At 61.4% G+C, this 17,515-nt stretch carries 16 protein-coding genes; 9 read left to right on the top strand and 7 right to left on the bottom strand.

Annotation, left to right across the window (positions count from 1 at the left end):
* Window positions 1-61: 61 nt before the first annotated feature.
* A complete protein-coding gene (locus AC1DZP_RS06880) occupies window positions 62-820 on the bottom strand; it encodes a LuxR C-terminal-related transcriptional regulator (protein WP_477225795.1) in 759 nt (252 codons plus the stop codon).
* Window positions 821-1,273: 453 nt separating this feature from the next.
* On the bottom strand, window positions 1,274-1,498 hold the full coding sequence (locus AC1DZP_RS06875) for a hypothetical protein (RefSeq protein WP_095080680.1): 225 nt from the start codon (window positions 1,496-1,498) through the stop codon (window positions 1,274-1,276).
* A 550-nt stretch (window positions 1,499-2,048) separates the two neighbouring features.
* Here AC1DZP_RS06875 and AC1DZP_RS06870 point away from each other — a divergent pair.
* Window positions 2,049-3,476: a hypothetical protein gene (locus AC1DZP_RS06870; RefSeq protein ID WP_477225796.1), complete on the top strand. Its 1,428-nt coding sequence runs from the start codon at window positions 2,049-2,051 to the stop codon at window positions 3,474-3,476.
* Between the two features lie 102 nt (window positions 3,477-3,578).
* On the opposite strand, the gene AC1DZP_RS06865 is transcribed toward AC1DZP_RS06870, so the two are convergent.
* The 4 genes from AC1DZP_RS06865 to AC1DZP_RS06850 are packed head-to-tail and all read right to left on the bottom strand — an operon-like array spanning window position 3,579 to window position 5,716.
* Entirely contained in the window at window positions 3,579-3,752 is a 174-nt protein-coding gene (locus AC1DZP_RS06865) for a hypothetical protein (protein ID WP_167458684.1), read from the bottom strand.
* Window positions 3,753-3,784: 32 nt separating this feature from the next.
* Window positions 3,785-4,909: a WD40 repeat domain-containing protein gene (locus tag AC1DZP_RS06860; protein ID WP_477225797.1), complete on the bottom strand. Its 1,125-nt coding sequence runs from the start codon at window positions 4,907-4,909 to the stop codon at window positions 3,785-3,787.
* 13 nt (window positions 4,910-4,922) lie between these two features.
* The gene (locus AC1DZP_RS06855; RefSeq protein WP_477225798.1) at window positions 4,923-5,246 is read right to left on the bottom strand and encodes a hypothetical protein; all 324 of its coding nucleotides are present in this window, start codon (window positions 5,244-5,246) and stop codon (window positions 4,923-4,925) included.
* Window positions 5,243-5,716 carry a hypothetical protein gene (locus AC1DZP_RS06850; RefSeq protein ID WP_477301045.1) on the bottom strand — a complete coding sequence of 158 codons (474 nt, stop codon included), beginning with the start codon at window positions 5,714-5,716 and terminating at the stop codon, window positions 5,243-5,245. Before AC1DZP_RS06850 ends, AC1DZP_RS06855 begins: the two co-directional genes overlap by 4 nt.
* Window positions 5,717-6,271: 555 nt before the next feature.
* Here AC1DZP_RS06850 and AC1DZP_RS06845 point away from each other — a divergent pair.
* The 8 genes from AC1DZP_RS06845 (at window position 6,272) to AC1DZP_RS06810 (ending at window position 15,255) form a co-directional block, all read left to right on the top strand.
* A complete protein-coding gene (locus AC1DZP_RS06845; protein WP_202351141.1) occupies window positions 6,272-7,945 on the top strand; it encodes an aromatic/alkene/methane monooxygenase hydroxylase/oxygenase subunit alpha in 1,674 nt (557 codons plus the stop codon).
* A 56-nt stretch (window positions 7,946-8,001) separates the two neighbouring features.
* On the top strand, window positions 8,002-9,063 hold the full coding sequence (locus AC1DZP_RS06840) for a 2Fe-2S iron-sulfur cluster-binding protein (protein WP_477301043.1): 1,062 nt from the start codon (window positions 8,002-8,004) through the stop codon (window positions 9,061-9,063).
* A gap of 47 nt (window positions 9,064-9,110) precedes the next feature.
* The gene (locus AC1DZP_RS06835) at window positions 9,111-10,169 is read left to right on the top strand and encodes an aromatic/alkene monooxygenase hydroxylase subunit beta (RefSeq protein WP_477301041.1); all 1,059 of its coding nucleotides are present in this window, start codon (window positions 9,111-9,113) and stop codon (window positions 10,167-10,169) included.
* Window positions 10,170-10,185: 16 nt separating this feature from the next.
* Window positions 10,186-10,557 (top strand): MmoB/DmpM family protein, encoded by a 372-nt coding sequence (locus tag AC1DZP_RS06830; protein ID WP_095080699.1) that lies wholly within the window; start codon window positions 10,186-10,188, stop codon window positions 10,555-10,557.
* Between the two features lie 74 nt (window positions 10,558-10,631).
* On the top strand, window positions 10,632-11,654 hold the full coding sequence (locus tag AC1DZP_RS06825) for an amidohydrolase family protein (RefSeq protein WP_477301039.1): 1,023 nt from the start codon (window positions 10,632-10,634) through the stop codon (window positions 11,652-11,654).
* Window positions 11,655-11,659: 5 nt separating this feature from the next.
* Window positions 11,660-12,457 (top strand): iron-sulfur cluster assembly protein, encoded by a 798-nt coding sequence (locus AC1DZP_RS06820; protein ID WP_477301037.1) that lies wholly within the window; start codon window positions 11,660-11,662, stop codon window positions 12,455-12,457.
* 77 nt (window positions 12,458-12,534) lie between these two features.
* Window positions 12,535-14,166 carry a chaperonin GroEL gene (gene groEL, locus AC1DZP_RS06815; protein WP_477301035.1) on the top strand — a complete coding sequence of 544 codons (1,632 nt, stop codon included), beginning with the start codon at window positions 12,535-12,537 and terminating at the stop codon, window positions 14,164-14,166.
* A gap of 45 nt (window positions 14,167-14,211) precedes the next feature.
* Window positions 14,212-15,255, top strand: coding sequence for an NAD(P)-dependent alcohol dehydrogenase (locus AC1DZP_RS06810; RefSeq protein WP_095080707.1), 1,044 nt, complete (start codon window positions 14,212-14,214; stop codon window positions 15,253-15,255).
* A 109-nt stretch (window positions 15,256-15,364) separates the two neighbouring features.
* On the opposite strand, the gene AC1DZP_RS06805 is transcribed toward AC1DZP_RS06810, so the two are convergent.
* Window positions 15,365-17,443 (bottom strand): sigma-54-dependent Fis family transcriptional regulator, encoded by a 2,079-nt coding sequence (locus tag AC1DZP_RS06805; RefSeq protein ID WP_477301033.1) that lies wholly within the window; start codon window positions 17,441-17,443, stop codon window positions 15,365-15,367.
* Window positions 17,444-17,515 lie beyond the last annotated feature (72 nt).

The raw sequence follows: 17,515 nt of genomic DNA, 5'->3' as shown, positions 1-17,515 counted from the left end.
AGTGCGGTACAAATACGACCCGCCAGGGTTCACCCAAGGCGGGTCGTCTTGTTGTTTGCAATCACTCTTCGGCCAGAGCTCCCTCTGCGAAGAGATCATTGACCTTGTAGGCCACTTCCGTGCGGTTGCTGGCCTTCAATTTCTTCATGATGTTTCGGATGTGGACCTTCACGGTGCTTTCGCGCAGGTTCAGCTCGTAGGCGATGATCTTGTTCGCCTTGCCGCGCCGAAGCGCCTGGGCAACCTCTGCCTGCCTGAGCGTGAACATGCCCGTCAAAGGCTGCGTGTCGCGGCTACCTGTACCTATAAGGTGCCGCATGGAAAGGACACTGCTCGCCGGGACGAAGATGCCTCCCGCTGCCGCAAGGTTGATCGCCTCGACACAGACGTCGATCCCGACCGAGGTCGGAATGTAGCCGCGTGCGCCGCATTCGAGAGCCGTCAGTATCTGTCCAAGGTCTTCGGTGTCAGCCAGGATGACCACGGGGACCGACTTGAACTCGGACGAAATATGCCTGATCTCGTCGGCGATGCCATGATCGGTGACCTTCCGGCCGCCAAGGTTGAAGAGTATAGCTGCAAGTGGAGGGGCTGCCCCCTTCTTCATGCGCCATTCTTCGATCGAACCCATGGCGACGACCGCCATGCCGAGTTCGTGATCCTCAAGGGCCGATGCAAGACACTCGCGGTCTAGTGCCCTTCCGTCCAGCATGAGAAGGTATTGCTTGCCTGCCTGCTCGTGGACATTTTCTATTCCGCTAGACGGAACTCCCGATTGATTTGTCGAAGTGTAGTTGTGCAGTCCTACTGTTGAACCCATACTTATACCCACCCTTTCCCCAACGAAAGCCGCTTAGCGGCGCCCAACAAAGCCCCTCATCTCTTGAATTGAAAGTTTGATACCCAACCCATTTTAAAGCTTCAGGCCGTTACCCCAACCTGGAGCCTTGAGCAGTTCTTGGCTGCCGACATGTACAGCAGCTTGGGCAGTCTATGGGCTATCCATAAGCAGTCTCTAACTTAGGTTAATTTTCGGTAAAATTTTTAAGTCTGTGTATGAAACGTACACAGTGGGTCCCGAGCGCTGCGAGACCTTGGATGGGACGGCCCGGCCATTCCCATGGCGCAGCTCCACGCGGCGAACCCGCCGTCGAGCCAGGTCCCAAGAGGTTGATTTGGAACGGCAAGCAGGATCCGCCTGCGGGCAGGCTGACGTGGGAGAAATGAAGTCCTTCACTATATAGCTTTACAGACCCCAAGACGGGGCCTGGTCTCAGGCGTTTCCCTGGGGATTGGCCTCGCTGAGCCACTTCACATCCAGAACCGTCCCGTCAACGTGGATCACGGTTTCGAAGGCCTCTATAAGCCTTTTGGCGGCTTTGCTGGCAATGTGGGACTCGGGATAATTTGCCTCCACTACCCGCGCCCGCTCGTAAACTTCCTTGAGTTTCGTGACCTGCTTGGGACCGAATACGCTCTGTACAACCTGAGTGGTCATACCGCTTCTCCTCCTGGTGCTGGAACTCAAACAACCCGCCCTTTGCCCAGCGCTCCCACAATTTCATCATTAACACAGGATTTTGCAACTGAAAGCAAAAACAAGCCTGCAACCGTACTGTAAGATTACTATTTTCTTTGGTCGAGGCGTTCTTTAGTAGGCGTTCGCGGACCGAGGGTTAGCCGTTTGCAGGAGGCGTAGGCCGGACTGCCATCGCGAAACAAAGAAGCCCACCGACCTGCTGGTCACCCCTCGCTCGAAAACGAAAAGGCACTCCTTTCATATCCTCCGATCTGCCGCCGTGAATTTTACAACGCAGCAGCCGTGACCGGGACATTCAGCTATTCAACCTTTGAGCGTACGCCGGGCGGACGATCACGCTTCGGCACCCACCCGGGGAGGAGCACTTGCACGTCCTGCGGATGCGGGTGTCAGGCTACGTCCTTTGGCTCTCTTGCCCGCGATATCCATCTGCCGAAAGATGGGTGGTCGGACGGCTTCCTGCGTCCGCAGAGTCTAGGGCCAAACCAAGCGGGAGGCTCGATCAACAATGCAGGTCTCTTTGGTCGGGCTGCTGGTGTGCGCGGCGATTTTGGCCGTTGCCCGCTATTCCAGGGGAATGCTGATCATCGGCCTGATCGCGTCCCAGGCGTTTGGTGCGACCGCCATCGTGACGCTAACCTTTCTAGGAGGGTCGTCTCCGCTGATCTACACCATGTTTGCGGCCCTGCTCGTCATGGCCGTGACAGTCAGGCGGCGCATCTGGCTCGACCTTGGAAGTGTGTTCGGGAGCATCCGCCCGGTCTGGGTTCTCACAAGCCTCATGGCTTACGCAATCATCGGGGCATGGCTGTTTCCAAGATTCTTCGCAGGACAGACCGCCGTCTTCGTGCAGTCGAAAACCCGGGGCGCTGTCGTCGAAGCGTCCTTGGCCCCCGTTTCGGCCAACACTTCACAGACGGGCTACTTCATTCTTGGCGGGCTCACCGCCATCGCGCTTTGTGTGCTGCTGCTCCACTCTCAAAGGATCGACCAGGTCCGCCGCGGCTTCTTCTTGTGGTGCGGTCTGCACACGGGCATGGGGCTGGTCGATTTTATCGGCAAGAATGCAGGAGCGGGAGACCTGCTGGCCCCGATCAGAACCGCCAATTACGCACTCATAACCGAAGCGGTCGAGCAAGGATTCGTGCGGATCACGGGACCATTTGCGGAGGCCTCTTCGTTCGCCAGCGTTTCCCTCGCCTGCCTGGCATTCTGCTACACCTACTGGCGAAAGACCAAGTCACGCCTTGCCCAGTGGCTGGCGGGCGTCCTGCTCTTCCTGACCATTCTGTCGACCTCATCGACCGCTTACGTCGGTCTTACTCTCCTGTGCCTTCCGGTCGCCTTCTCGATGTTGGTTTCGGTCCTCAGGGGGCGGGTCGAGCGCGAGGACATAATGGTAACCGCTCTGATGGCGATAGGCGTGGTCGCCATCATGGGCATCAGCCTCTACCATGCCGGAGCCTTGGAGCCTTTCGTCAGGCTGATCAACAGCACCATCATCAACAAAGCGGATTCTGCCTCAGGCCATGAGCGCACCTATTGGAACATGAAGAGCCTGCAGTCCTTCCTGGACACCAGCGGCCTTGGTGTCGGTTTCGGCAGTTCCAGGGCATCGAGCTGGCCGATCGCAGTCCTTTCCCAACTTGGCCTGTTCGGATCGCTGATGATGGCGATCCTGCTCGGCGTCCTGGTCAGCGGATTGGGACGGATGCGGGAATGGGTGGATCCGGAAACCGAAGCGGTCGTGACGAGCGTCAGGAATGCTTCCATCGCCGGCATAATTGCCAGCTCACTGTCGGGTGGCAGCGCCGATCCGGGCATCCTCTTCTTCATCGCACTTGCCGTGGTTTGCGCCACGAAGGTCCATGCTCGGCGCACGTTGACAGCGTTTGAGCGAACCGCCTGGCATCAGACAGCGGCAGAGGCAGCATGAACGGTCTCGCCGTCTGGCACGCTGCAATCATGACGTGGCAACGGCGGCGGCTCCGCTCCACGGGATCGCCTCGTCACCCGAGGAACGGACAGTCCCGCCAGCCTAGTTGGTCTTCAGCTTGCCGACCCGGTTTTCGGCGATCCAGCGGGCGGCCAGCACAAGCGCGCCCATGCTGAAATCCTTGCCATGCCTGGCCACCATCTCTTCCGACAGCTTGGCCAGCCGTTCGAAGAATTCGTCCTTGCTCTCGTCCTCTGCGGTGAGTTCGGTCTGCATGTCATCCTCCTGTTTCATGTGGACTGCGTCCGCTATTTGAACATCTGCGCGGGAAAGGTGACGATCGCGGCGGTGCCGTCGACAGATCCCATCGCCAGGTGTCGTCCGTCACTGGACCAGGCGAGAGCGGTGACAGCGCTGCCCAGGGGTCTGACGAGAAGCTCGCCGCGCGACCCGATCTGGGCGACGATGATGCGGCCGTTGGCGTAGCCCGCCGCAATCAGCATTTTCTCGGGGTGCGCCGCCACCGCTTCGACCAGAACCAGCCCGGCGCGACCCGTCTCCAATGCGCCCGAGGTTTCACCGCCAAATGGCGGGGCGGTCATCGACCAGCCGGCGATCCGGAACGCGCCCGAGGCAAACAGCGCATTTGCCGGCGCGCTCCAGCACACCGTCCGAACGGGCGATGGAAATCCCGCGACGATATCGGCTCGGCCATCGGCCAGGCTGATCAGCGCAAAGCCGCCGGTCTCAAGCCCGCAGGCCAACCAACGCCCGTCGCCGCTCCAGCGGATCGATACCGGGCGCGATGAAAGAGAAATGTCTCGTATCAAGGCAGCGTCGCCTTCGACCGACCAGATCGACAGCCCCTCATCAAGGCCGCAGGCGAGGTGTCTCCCGCCAGGCGAGAACGCAAGGGCGTCGATGGACGATGTCGTGGCATGTTTCAGCTTCACCGCGCCCTGGCCGCTCGACAGGAAGACATCCTTTCCGTTGCTGACGGCCGTCAGCGTCGCCCGGGCGCAGTGATCCATGGCCACGATCGGCCCGTCGATCCTGGCCAGGGGTTCCGCGACTTCACCGCCGGCGGTCAAAGGCAACGCTTCGCCGCTGGCCGCGCCGACCAGAAAGCCGGAATGCGCATGGGCGGCGAGGGGGACGTCGCCATCGCCGAACGCCGCCGTGGCGATCAATGGGACTGGTGGCTTTTCCCGGGGGCGGATCGTCGTCTGGCCGAGATCGTTGCTCACCCTGATCCGCGACTCCGGCGGCTCGTGATCCGCGACCGCGGCAATGGCGACGGTGCCGTCGACGGAGGTGAAGGCGACAGCCGAACCGTCGGCGCTGAAGCGCAGATCGGCGATCGCCGACGGCCGCTGCCAGCCGCGGGCCAGAAGGTCGAACAAGGTCAGGTTCTGCATCGTCTGCTGGTTCATGCCATCTCTCCCGTCAGTTCTCGTTCGCCGTTGCGGCAAGCCGGCGATCAACGTCCTCGATGTCGCCTTCGGCCGCGACGATGCGGTCCTCGCAAGCCGTGCATGCCTGCATGATCACCGCAGCACTTCGCTCTGCCTCATGCAAATCCTGCACCAGTTGCGCGTTGGCGCCGCTTCTGCCGATTTCCAGCTCTAGGCGCAGTACGTCCATTTCGATGCCGGCGCGTTTCTGGTTGAGCCGCATCGCTTCGGCGGTGAGGGCGGAGACTCCGGCGACGAGATCAAGCCGGCGGGCAAGCAGCGCGTCACGCCTGGCAGTATCGGGTCCGCCGGTCATTTCTCGCTCCCCAAAGGCCCGGGTGGCTTTTCGAAAGCCGACAGCAATTTGGGCAATGCGCCGGCCTGTGATTGGAACTGTCTTTCGGCCGTCTCGATGTGGCTCTTGAGCTGGTCCCAGATATCGACGCGGATCATCGATGTCGTGTCGCCGGTCAGCCGCTCGATCTCGTCGACGCGGAACTGGCGTGTCAGCGAAACGCCGGAAAACACGAAGTCGCGCAGCAGGATCGCATGGTTTTCGATGAACAGATGGATCATCGGATGCGTCTCCGTGGTGACGCCGCCGGCGGCAAGCTCGGCCCGGATGAAGTCTTGGAAATGGCTCTGCAGGCGGTGCTGGCTCTCGCCCATGAAACGCATGACAAAGACCAGATCGCGGGGCATCAGCTTGACAAGATCGCCGGTGACGCCGTCGGCATGGCTGGACATCGGTCGAGGCGGCCCGCTCCTGTCCTTATCGTTCGGCATGGTCTCTCTCCAGCGCCAGGCCCGCACATGGGCCGTTGGCATCAAATAGTAGAGAAAGACGAAGAATTAAATAGTGACCTGAGATTTTTGGTATTTGTTGCAGCTGCTAACTAGATATATTGCAGTTGCGAATATATGATTAATATTACAGTCGTAAGTTACATCTGTAAAATAACGTTACAGTTTGCCGTCCGCTCATACGCCGAAAAGATGGCGATCTTGTTTTAGGCGCTGGCCGCCGACCTCGTTTTCAAACTGGCACGACGCTTGCTTTGATTATTTTCACAAGAAGCCCATCGCGCTTGGCGCGGTGCCAAAAGAACGAAGGAACGGAGGAAGCAGCGTTTCGATACGCCCATCGCACATGCGGTTGGCGTCGCGGGTCTCTGCCAAAACGCCTCGAAAACCTTTGCCGCGATCCACTTGAATGGCCGGACCATGAGTCGCGCCTGAATGCGCAACCCTTTGTCATGCCGTTCGCACTCTCACTGGCGGTGCTTTGTGCCGCTTCATGCCGGGGTCAAGGGACCCACGGCCCAAACCTGGTGGAGGCTTATGACCATGACGTCTCTGACGCTCAACAAGATTACCTCGCAACGCGGAATTTCCGTCGGCGAGGCGACCAAGAAGATTGCCGATCTCGGCTGGAATCCTTCCTACGTACAGGAAGCGATGACATTTCCGACCGACTACAAGATTAACAAGACGCCGCGCGATCCGATGAAGCAGGTCCTGCGGTCCTACTTCCCGATGCAGGAAGAGAAGGACAACCGCGTCTATGGCGCGCTCGATGCGGCATTGCGCGGCGACATGTTCCGCAACGTCGAACCGCGCTGGGTCGAGTGGATGAAGCTCTTCCTTGCCATCATTCCGTTCCCGGAAATCTCCGCCGCCCGCTCGATGGCGATGGTCGCCCGTATCGCACCCGGCGAGGAACTCCGAACCGGTTTCACCATGCAGATGATCGACGAGTTCCGTCACTCGACCATCCAGATGAACCTGAAGAAATGGTACATGGAGAACTACATCGATCCGGCTGGCTTCGACATCACCGAGGAAGCTTTCGGAAAGTGCTATGCCACCACCATCGGCCGCCAGTTCGCCGAAGGCTTCATCACCGGCGACACGATGACCGCCGCCTGCATGTACCTGACCGTGGTGGCCGAAACCGCCTTCACCAACACGCTGTTCGTTGCCATGCCTTCGGAGGCCGCCCGCAACGGTGACTATGCGCTTCCGACCGTCTTCCTGTCGGTGCAATCGGACGAGAGCCGGCATATCGGCAACGGCCACTCACTCTTGATGGCGGCGCTCAAGGAACCGGAAAACCACCTGCTGCTCGAGCGCGACCTGCGCTACGCCTTCTGGCAGAACCACGCGATCGTCGATGCCGCCATCGGCACCTTCATCGAATACGGCACCACCAACCGCGACAAGAACAAGGAGTCTTACGCGGAAATGTGGCACCGCTGGATCTATGAGGACTACTACCGCACCTACATGCTGCCGCTCGAGAAATACGGCATCAAGGTCCATCACGACGACGTCCAGGCCGCTTGGGAACGCATCACCAAGAAGAACTACGTCCACAAGGTCGGACAGTTCTTCGCGGTTGGCTGGCCGGTCAATTTCTGGCGCATCGAAGCCCAGACCGACAAGGACTTCGAGTGGTTCGAGCACAAATATCCCGGCTGGTACGCCGAGTTCGGCGACTTCTGGAAATGGTACGCCAAGCTCAGCCACAAGGGCGAGAAGGTGCTGCTGTTTAACAGCGACGTCGGCTACGTCTATCCGCACCGCTGCTGGTCCTGCCTCGTTCCCTGCCTGATCCGCGAGGACATGGTGGTCGGCGAGATCAACGGCGAACTCTACACCTTCGCCCACGAGCTCGATCGCTGGACCGCCACGGTCGCCTTCGCCGACGAGTATCAGGGCCGTCCGACACCCGCGATGGGCCGCTTCAGCGGCAAGCGCGAGTGGGAGACGCTCTATGACGGCTGGGATCTGGCCGATGCCATCAAGGACCTGAACTTCGTCCGCTCCGACGGCAAGACGCTGGTTCCGCAGCCGCATCTGCGCTTCGACGACAAGGAGATGTGGACGCTCGACGATGTGCGCGGCAACACGCTCGGGTCGCCGCTCAACGCGTTGCGTGCCATGTCGCCCGCGGACCGTGAGAAGCACCTGGCGGAATACCGGGCCGGCTTCACGATCAATCCCTGCAACTGATCAGGCCAAAGGGGGGGGCGGGTTCGTCCCGCCCCTACCTTTCACTGGAGGTCCGTATGTCGGAAACCCACACGGTCAGGCTCAGCCCAGTCGACGTCGAATTCGAGGTCGAGAATGGCGAGACGGTGCTCAACGCCGCATTCCGCCAGGGCATCGCCCTGCCGCACGGCTGCAAGGAAGGGCAATGCTCGGCCTGCAAAAGCGTGTTGCTCGAAGGCGAGGTCGACATGCTGAAATACTCGACCTTCGCACTGAACGAGATGGAGAAGGAGAGCGGGCACGTCCTGTTGTGCCGTTGCATCGCCTACTCCGACCTGGAAGTCGAGCTTCTCAACTACGACGAGGAGATTCTGGCGAAAGCGATCGCCGTGAAAACGTACAAGGGCCGGATTGCTCGCATCGAGCAGCTGACCCACGACATTCGCGGCATCGAAATCGAACTCGGCTCCCCGATGAAGTTTTGGGCGGGGCAATATGTCGACATCACGGTTACCACGCAAAAAGGGGAGACGATTACGCGCTCGTTCTCCATGGCAAATACGCCGGACCAAACCCAAAAACTCTCCTTCATCATCAAAAAATACCCTGAGGGAAAGTTTTCGGGAGAACTCGATTCCGGAGGCATTAGGGCCGGAGCCGAAGTCACCGTCGTCGGACCCTACGGAACCTGTTTCCGCCGCGACGAACGGCAAGGACCCCTGATCCTGGTCGGCGCCGGATCGGGCATGTCGCCGATCTGGTCGATCCTCAACGACCACCTGAAGAGCGGCGAGAAGCGTCCGGTCTATTTCTTCTACGGCGCCCGCACCCGCAACGACCTGTTCTATCTCGACAGGATCGCCGAGCTGGTCGGCAATCATTCCGACGTCACCTTCATTCCCGTGCTGTCGCACGCGAGTGACGACGCCGAATGGCAGGGCGAACGCGGCTTCGTGCACCAGAGCGTCGACGCCAAGCTCAAGCAACTGGCGGTCGACGGGCAGGGCGATGTCCATGCCTGTGGGCCGCCGCCAATGATCGATGCGCTGCAGCCGGTCCTGTTCATGAACGGGTTCGAAACGGAGCGGATCTTCTTCGACAAGTTCACCACATCGGCAGGTGCAACGCCGGCCCATTGAGGGCGGCCGTGCCAAGCCAACCACAACTGCAACAAGGGAGAGAGACTATGCCTGCAACCTCGAGTTCAGTCGGATCCGGAGCCGCCGGCGCGGCGATCTTCGCCGATTCAGATAGCCGGAAATACCGGTATTTCGACCCGAAAGGCCAGCGCGCCACCCACTACGAGGACATGACGGTCGACGTTCAGCCCGATCCGGAGCGCTACCTGATCCAGGACTGGATCATCTCCTTCGCCGACGGCAAGGGCGCCTATGTCAAGCAGAACACCGCCGCGCAGAGTTCCAACTGGCATGCCTTCCGCGCCCCCGACCAGGAATGGGAGCGCACGCACTACCAGCGCCAGTCGAAGATCGAGACGATGGTGCAGAGCGTCATCAACAATGCCCGCAAATCGGGCGCGCCGAAGACCTTCGACAAGGCGTGGGTCAAGATCCTGCAGACGCAGCTCGGCGCCTGGAAACACGCCGAATTCGGGCTCGGCACCTCGCTGATGCAGGCGCAGCGCTACGGCTACACCCAGATGATCAACAACGCGACGCTGACCAACTCGTCCTACAAGCTCAGGCTTGCCCAGGACATCACGCTCTACCTTGCCGAGATCGGCATGGACCTTCCCGGCTGGGACGACGAACTCGGCAAGAAGGCCTGGCTCGAGGACAAGAACTGGCAAGGCACGCGCGAAGCGGTCGAAACCATCATGGGCGCGACCGACTATCTCGAACAGTATTTCGCCATCAACATCGTCTTCGAGCCGCTGGTGGGCGAAGTGTTCCGCTCCGGCTTCCTGATGCAGATCGCCGCCGCCAACCACGACTTCATCACGCCGGCGGTGATTTCGGCCGCCGAGGCCGACTACGAGCGCAACCTCGCCAACACGATCGACCTCATCCACATGCTCGCCCATGACGAGAAGCATGGCGCGGCGAACAAGAAGCTCTTCCAGGGCTGGGTCAAGAAACACGGCGCGCTCGCCGACAAGGCAGCCACCGGCCTGCAGCCGATCTGGTCGATGCCGCATTCCAAGCCGGTTGCGTTCGCGGATGTCCGCGCCAAATCCGAGGAGCGGATTGGCCAGATCCTCGGCGAACTCGGCCTCAAGCGCTGAAACAGGAGAATTTGTCATGTCACTAGCAGCACGCGACGCAACCCATTCCAACATCTTCAAGTCGATGAAGGACATCACCTTCGAGCAGACGATTTCGCATCAGTGCGGCGTCACCATGAACGACTCGGTCGAGGCTCGCGCCATCGCCGAATTCATGGGCCAGAAGCCGGGGGTGACCATCACCTACCAGCCGGCGCTGATCCGCATCGACGGCGACGGCAAGCTGATCTTCAAGATGGACGCGATCGGCGAATATCTCGGCCGCGAGATTTCGGCCGAGACCTTCGAGGTCAACACCTCCACCCACTACGGCCGCATGGTTCGCGTCGACGACAACACCGTGATCCTGTTCGGCAACATGGACGAGATGTTCGAATACATCGAATAGCCGCTACGAAAATCCGGCGCGCCGCGCGAGTGCGGCGCGCCGAACCGATCAACGCGATTGCTGCGGAGGCAACAATGTACAGGACACCGGAAGGCAAGGACATTTTCGTGGTCGACGGCCACACTCATTTCTGGGACGGCAGCCCGGAGAACCAGAAGAATATCCACGGCAAGCAGTTCATCGAGTGCTTCTATGCCTATCACACGGGCCTGAGCCCGAAGGACCAGCTGTGGGAGAAGAGCAAGTTCGAGAAGTACAGCGCTGACGATCTCTATCGCGACCTGTTCATCGACGGTCCCGACGATGTGGCGATCGTCCAGTCGACCTATCTCAAGGACTTCTACAAGAACGGCTTCAACACGATCGAGCGCAACGCCGAGGTGGCCAAGCGCTATCCCGAGCGTTTCATAGTCAACGGCGCCTTCGATCCGCGCGACGGCGAGAAGGCGCTTGAATACATCCACTTCCTCAAGGAGACCTACAACGTCAAGGGCGTGAAGATGTACACGGCCGAATGGAACGGCGCTTCCAAGGGCTGGAAGCTCACCGATCCCGATGCCTACAAATGCTTCGAACTCTGCGACAAGCTCGGCATCAAGAACATCCACGTCCATAAGGGCCCGACGATCATCCCGCTCTCGAAGGACGCCTTCGACGTCCATGACGTCGACCACGCGGCGACGGATTTCCAGAACCTCAACTGGATTGTCGAGCATTGCGGCCTGCCGCGCCTCGACGATTTCTGCTGGATCGCGACGCAGGAAACCAACGTCTATGGCGGCTTGGCGGTTGCGTTGCCGTTCATCCATGCGCGCCCGCGCTATTTCGGCGAAGTCATTGCCGAGCTCTTGTTCTGGCTCGGGCCGGAGAAGATCCTGTTCGGTTCCGACTACGCGATCTGGACCCCGCGCTGGCTGGTCGACAAATTCTGGGCCTATCAGATCCCGCAGGACATCGCCGCCGAACGGGGCGTGCAGCTGACCGACGAGATCAAGGAGAAGATCCTCGGCCTCAACGCCGCGCGTCTTTACAACATCGACGTCGAAGCCAAGAAGAAGGCGCTGGCCAGCACGCCCTTCAGCATCGCTGCGGAGTAGGGGCCATGGCAACCGCCAGCGTTTCCGGCAGCCGCGAGAAGGAACTCTGGCGGCGCCTTGACGAAGTTAACGACCCGGAACTCGACGAAGCCATCACCGAGATGGGCTTCGTCGAGCGGGCAGAGGTGATGGGCGACGGCAGCGCCGAGGTCGACTTCCGCCTGCCGACCTACTGGTGTTCGCCCAACTTCGCGTTCCTGATGCTGGACGGCGTCCGCAAGGCGCTCGACCAGCTCTCCTGGGGGCCTTCCTATCGCGTCAAGCTGCACGACCACATGTTCGCGGAGGAGGTCAATCGCGGCATGGAAGCCGGCAAGACATTCGGCGACATCTTTGCCGTGCTTGCCGAGGACCAGGATCTCGGCGCCTTGCGCGAGACCTTCGGGATGAAGGCCTTCAAGCGGCGCCAGGAGGCGGTTTTGCGCGGCCTGCGGCTGCACGGCCTGACCGATCGGGAAATCCTCGGCATGGACCTGCCGGCATACGACGTCGCGCGGTTCGAGCCGGGCGAGGCGGCCAAGCAGAAGCCGAGATACAGGGCGGCCCTGCTCGAGCGGTTTCCCGATCGCCGGGCGGACGATCCCGTCTTCGTGACCTGGGAAGGGCAGCCCATACCGCCTGGCGCACTCGGTGCCCACCTCGACGAGCTGCGCGGTGTGCGCATCAACATGGAGTTCAACGGCGCGCTGTGCCGGGGGCTCAAGCAGACCAGATACAAGGAGCTGGATGTGGTCGACGGCGAACCGACGCTGGTTGATTTCATTCTGGATCGCGTGCCGGCCAGGACCGCACCGACCGCCTGAAGCAGAGCTGACAGCAACGGCCTCCCTTGCACGAGGCCCCTAACCAACAACCCGCCCGTAAGGCGGAAGGAGGAATCATGCCCAAGATAATGCTTCACAATTCCGAGGCCCGCCGTGCTCTCGCCCGTGGCGTCTTCCGGCTCGCCGCCGCCGTCGAGCCGACGCTCGGCCCCAAAGGCATGAACGCCATGATCGACCGGCCGATCGGCACGCCGATGGTGACCCGCGACGGTGTCAGCATCGCCTCCGAGATCGAACTGCACGACCGTTTCGAGAACATGGGGGCGCAGGTCGTCCGCGAAGTGTCGATGCAGACCAACGAGATCGCCGGCGACGGCACCACGACGGCCATCGTTCTGGCCAATGCACTGATCCAGGGCGGCGTCGAGGCGAATGAGCGCGGGGTGAAATCGGTCGATCTGTGCAAGGGTATCGACCTTGCCGTGGCGGCGGTGGTGGCGGCGCTCAAGGCTTCCGCCAAACCCGCCAAGGGCAACGGCATCCTGGCCTCGGTCGCCAACATCGCGGCGACCAATACCAAGCTTGGCGCGCTGGTGGCGGAAGCCCATCAGCGGGTGGGCGCCGAAGGCGTCATTACCACCGATTTCAGCGTCACCACCGAGACCACGCTCGATGTCGTCGAGGGCATGTCCTTCGAACGCGGCTACCTCTCGCATCACATGGTGACCGACCAGGAGAAGATGGAGGCGGTGCTAGAACGGCCCTACATCCTGATGACCGACCTCAAGATCAAGGAGCCCGGGCAGCTCGATGCGGTGCGCCGCATTGCCGACGCGGATGGCCGGCCGCTGCTGGTCGTGTCCGAGGAAATGTCGCCGGAAGTGGTGGTGACGCTGCTCGGCAAGCAGGGACCGGGACGGTACCTGGTCGTCCATCCGCCGGAATATGGCCACTGGCGCAAGGCGATGATGGAGGATCTGGCCATCATCACCGGCGGCAGGGTGATAGCCCGCGATCTCGGCGGCCGGCTCGAGGACGTCACCGCCGAGGATCTCGGGACGGCCGATCGGGTGAAGACCAGTTCGTCCTACACCTCGATCATTCGCGGCGGCGGCGACCCCGGCGCAATTGCTTCGCGCCGCGCCCAGGTGCAGCGTCAGTATGAAGCCTCCCAGCCCAACATCGACCAGGACAAGCTGCGCGAACGCCTGGCCAAGCTCTCCGGCGGCACCGCGATCCTTTACGCCGGCGGTGTCACGCCGGTCGAGCAGAAGCGGACCATCCAGCTGATCGAGGATTCCTTGAATGCGGTGCGCGCCGCGTCCGAGGAGGGCGTCGTCGCCGGCGGTGGTTCGGCGCTCGCGCAGATCGCGCCGTTGCTCGACAAGGTCGCGATCGGCGTCGATGGCGATGTCGCCGAGGGCGTGCGCCTGGTGCGCTCGGTCCTGTCGCGGCCGCTGTGGCGCATCGCCGCCAATGCCGGCGCCGATCCCGAAGCGGTGGTGGTCGAGGTCACCCGCATCAATGGCGGCTATGGCTACAACGCCTCGACCGGCGCGTATCAGAACATGTTCGAGGCAGGCATCATCGATCCGGTCCGCGTCACCTACACCGCGCTCGCCAACGCTGCTTCCGTGGCGACGCTGATCCTGACCACCGAAACGCTGATTGGCGATCTCGCCGAGGATGAGGATCCGACGGCCGGACCGGCGCGTGGCGGCGGCTCGGAAAAACTCGGCCGCGCCTGAAGCAACATTGCAACGCAACGATTTCGACGTTGAAAGGACACGACGATGAAAGCTGCCAGACTCTACGAATACGACCCGAAGATGAATGTTCGGCTCAAGATCGAGGAGGTCAAAGCGCCGACGATCACCGCGCCCGACGAGGTGATCGTGCGGGTCGGCGCCGCGGGCCTTTGCCGCACCGATTTGCACATCATCGAAGGGGTGTGGAAGCCAACGATGGACCCTGAAGGCACGCTGTTGCCCTATATCATGGGTCACGAAAATGCCGGCTGGGTCGAGGAGGTCGGCAGCGGCGTCCGATCGGTCAAGCGCGGCGACGCGGTGATCTGCCACCCCTTCCGCTCATGCGGCATCTGCCTCAACTGCCGCCATGGCGAGGACATGTACTGCGACAACGGCCAGTTCCCCGGCCTTGGCATGAATGGTGGCTTCGCCGAATATTTCATCACCAGCGAACGCTCGCTGATCAAGCTGAATGCCAACATCACGCCGATTGAGGTGGCGCCGCTGGCCGATGCCGGCATCACCGCCTACCGCGCCGCCAAGCGCGCCGCAAAACTGCTGCGGCCGGGGAGTTACTGCGTGCTCCTCGGCATAGGCGGGCTTGGCCATATCGCTCTGCAATCGCTGCACGCGATTTCGGGTTGCCGCATCATCGCCGTCGATCGCGAACCTGCAGCGCGGGTGCTGGCCAAGGACCTTGGCGCCGACTTCGTCCTCGATGGCGGCCCAAACATTGTCGAGGAAGTCAGCCAGATCACCGGCGGCGGCGCGCATGTGGTGATCGATTTCGTCGGTGAACTCGGTGTCGAGAACATCTGCTGGAAGATGGTGCGCAAGGGCGGGCAACTGTTCGTCGTCGGCTATGGCGGCAACATCAACGTACCGACCGCGCATCTCGTCATCGAGGAGATCAACATCGGCGGCAGCCTGGTCGGCAATTTCACCGAGCTTGTCGAACTGATGGAGCTCAACGCCGACGGCAAGGTGAAAATGCACTACACCGAATACAATCTCGCCAGCATCAACACAGCGCTCGACGATTTCAAGAACCGCCGATTCACCGGCCGTGGTGTCATCGTTCCCTGAAGGCGATTTCGGTCGCCGAACTTTCCCCGACCCGCGGCGCGAATGCCGCGGGTTTTTTGCCGATGATTGGATCTAGTGCATGTCGCCCAAAAGTGACCCGCGACGCGCTTTAGAGGAAACCGCGCCGGATGCCGTATTGGCCGAGTTTGCGATAAAGCGTCGGCCGTGAAATGCCGAGCCTCAGCGCGACCTTGCTGAGATTGCCGCCCTCCGAGACAAGCGCATTCTTGATCGCCTGGCGTTCTCCATCCTCGAATGTACACACGGGTGCTTCGAGCATGGTCGTGGGATGGTCGCTGTGCATGACCATTGCGTTGCGGTTGCCCGCACTGATTTCTTCGGGAAGGTCCTGGAGTCCGATCGTGCCGTCGCGCGCCAGTATGTGCAGGCGCTCGACCATGTTCTTCAATTCGCGCACATTTCCCGGCCAGCGATAGGCCAGCAGCGCGTCGAGTGCTTCATTTGAAAACTCCAGGGGATCAGTGCCCGCCAGTTTTGCGATCTGGCGATTGAAATGCTCGACCAGCAAGAGCACGTCGTCGCCGCGCTCACGCAGGGCGGGCACATGAATCGAGACCGCGCCGATGCGGTAATAGAGATCGCTGCGGAAGCGTCCGGCCGCGACTTCCTGCTTGAGATCGCGATTGGTCGAGGCGACCAGTCGCACGTCCACCGGCCGGCCCCTCGAGTCGCCGATGCGGTGAACCACGCGCTCCTCAAGGACACGCAACAGGAAGGGCTGGATTTCGAGCGGCAACTCGCCGATTTCGTCAAGGCTGAGCACACCGCCATTGGCGAGTTCGAAGATGCCCGGCTTGCCGTCCCGCGAAGCTCCGGTAAAGGCTCCGCCCACGTGACCGAACAATTCGCTGCCGAACAGCTCCTTGGTGATTGCGCCACAGTTCATGGCGATGAACGGGTCGTTTTCGGTGCGCCGGCTGCCGGCATGGACAAGCCGCGCAAACAGCTCTTTGCCTACACCGGTTTCGCCTTCTATCAACAGCGAGGTGACACCGTTCGATCCGGCCACCCGGGAAGCGACATCGACGGCGGCCAGCAATTTTTCGCTTTCGCCGATGATCATCGCCGCGGCTGCCCGCAGGTGTTTGTCCCCCTCCCGACGCATCACCGTCATGCTCGAGACGGCCGGTACGGAGGGAAACACCAGAGCCGCGCCACGAAGGTCGCCATCCAGCTTCAGCGGCGTGACATGGCAGGATCGCAGGTGCGCCGGCAGCGCGTTGGCAAGATCGGTCTCCGAGCCGGAGGCCGGCAGGTTCATGAGCCAACGTCCGCGGCCCGGCTCCATTGGGCCGTCCATCATCTCCGTCGCGTCACCGTTGGGCACGTTGTTGCAGAAGATCGCGCGGCCACGATGATCGACGATCACCAACCCGTCTTTCCGGCGGTAGCTGGGTGCCGAGGAAATAAACGCCTCGAGCAGGCGCGTGCGCTGCTCCTGTTGCTGTTCGGCGAGAGCCTTTTCGATTTGCCTGGCGGTGGCGGCGACGAGCGCCGTGTTATGCGGCCGGAAGATCGGCGAATAGCCCGACAGGTCGACAACGCCGATGATCTTGCCGTCCAGCGGATCGCGGATCGGCGCGCCGGCGCAGGTCCAGGATTTGATGCCGGCACAGAAATGTTCGGCCGCGTGAACGAAAATCGGTTCGCCGGTCCACAGCGCGGTCCCAATGCCGTTGGTTCCAACGGCATCCTCGTTCCATTTGCCGCCGACTGCCAGATGGATGTCCATGCCGTCATGCAGTGTCTTCTTGTCGCCGATGGCGTCGATCAGCACGCCATCGCTGTCGGCAAGCACCAGCATCGCTCCCGTTCCGTCAAGCAACTGGCCAAGCGACGCGAATGACCGCCTCGCCGCCGAGAGCAGTTCGGCATTGGCGCGGGTCAGATATTCGATCTCGTTCCGATCGCTGTTCAGCGGCGCTTCGATGCCCTGCGCATTGATGCCGCCGGTGGCGCTGCGGTACCAGGAATCGTGGATCAGCGAGCGGACGTGGACCGGATCGCGGGCGCATGTCGGCTCGTCGGAAAGAAAACTCTCCCAGGCGCGCATGGTGGCGCGCTCGTCATAGTCGATGTTGTCCAGGATCAATTGTCCGGTGGCCATTGAAGCGCGCGCCGGAAGTGCATCGGTCTTCATCTGATCGGGGCCGTTCGCGTGTCTCATTCAGCCATCACAGTACCTTTGAGGTATGCCATTTCTGTATGCTGTCGCGGATTGGACGTGCAGGGGACGCCC

The sequence above is a fragment of the Mesorhizobium sp. P2_F8 genome, assembly GCF_056403655.1.
Note: the sequence above shows the minus strand (reverse complement) of the source record. Positions and strands in the feature narration are given on the sequence as shown.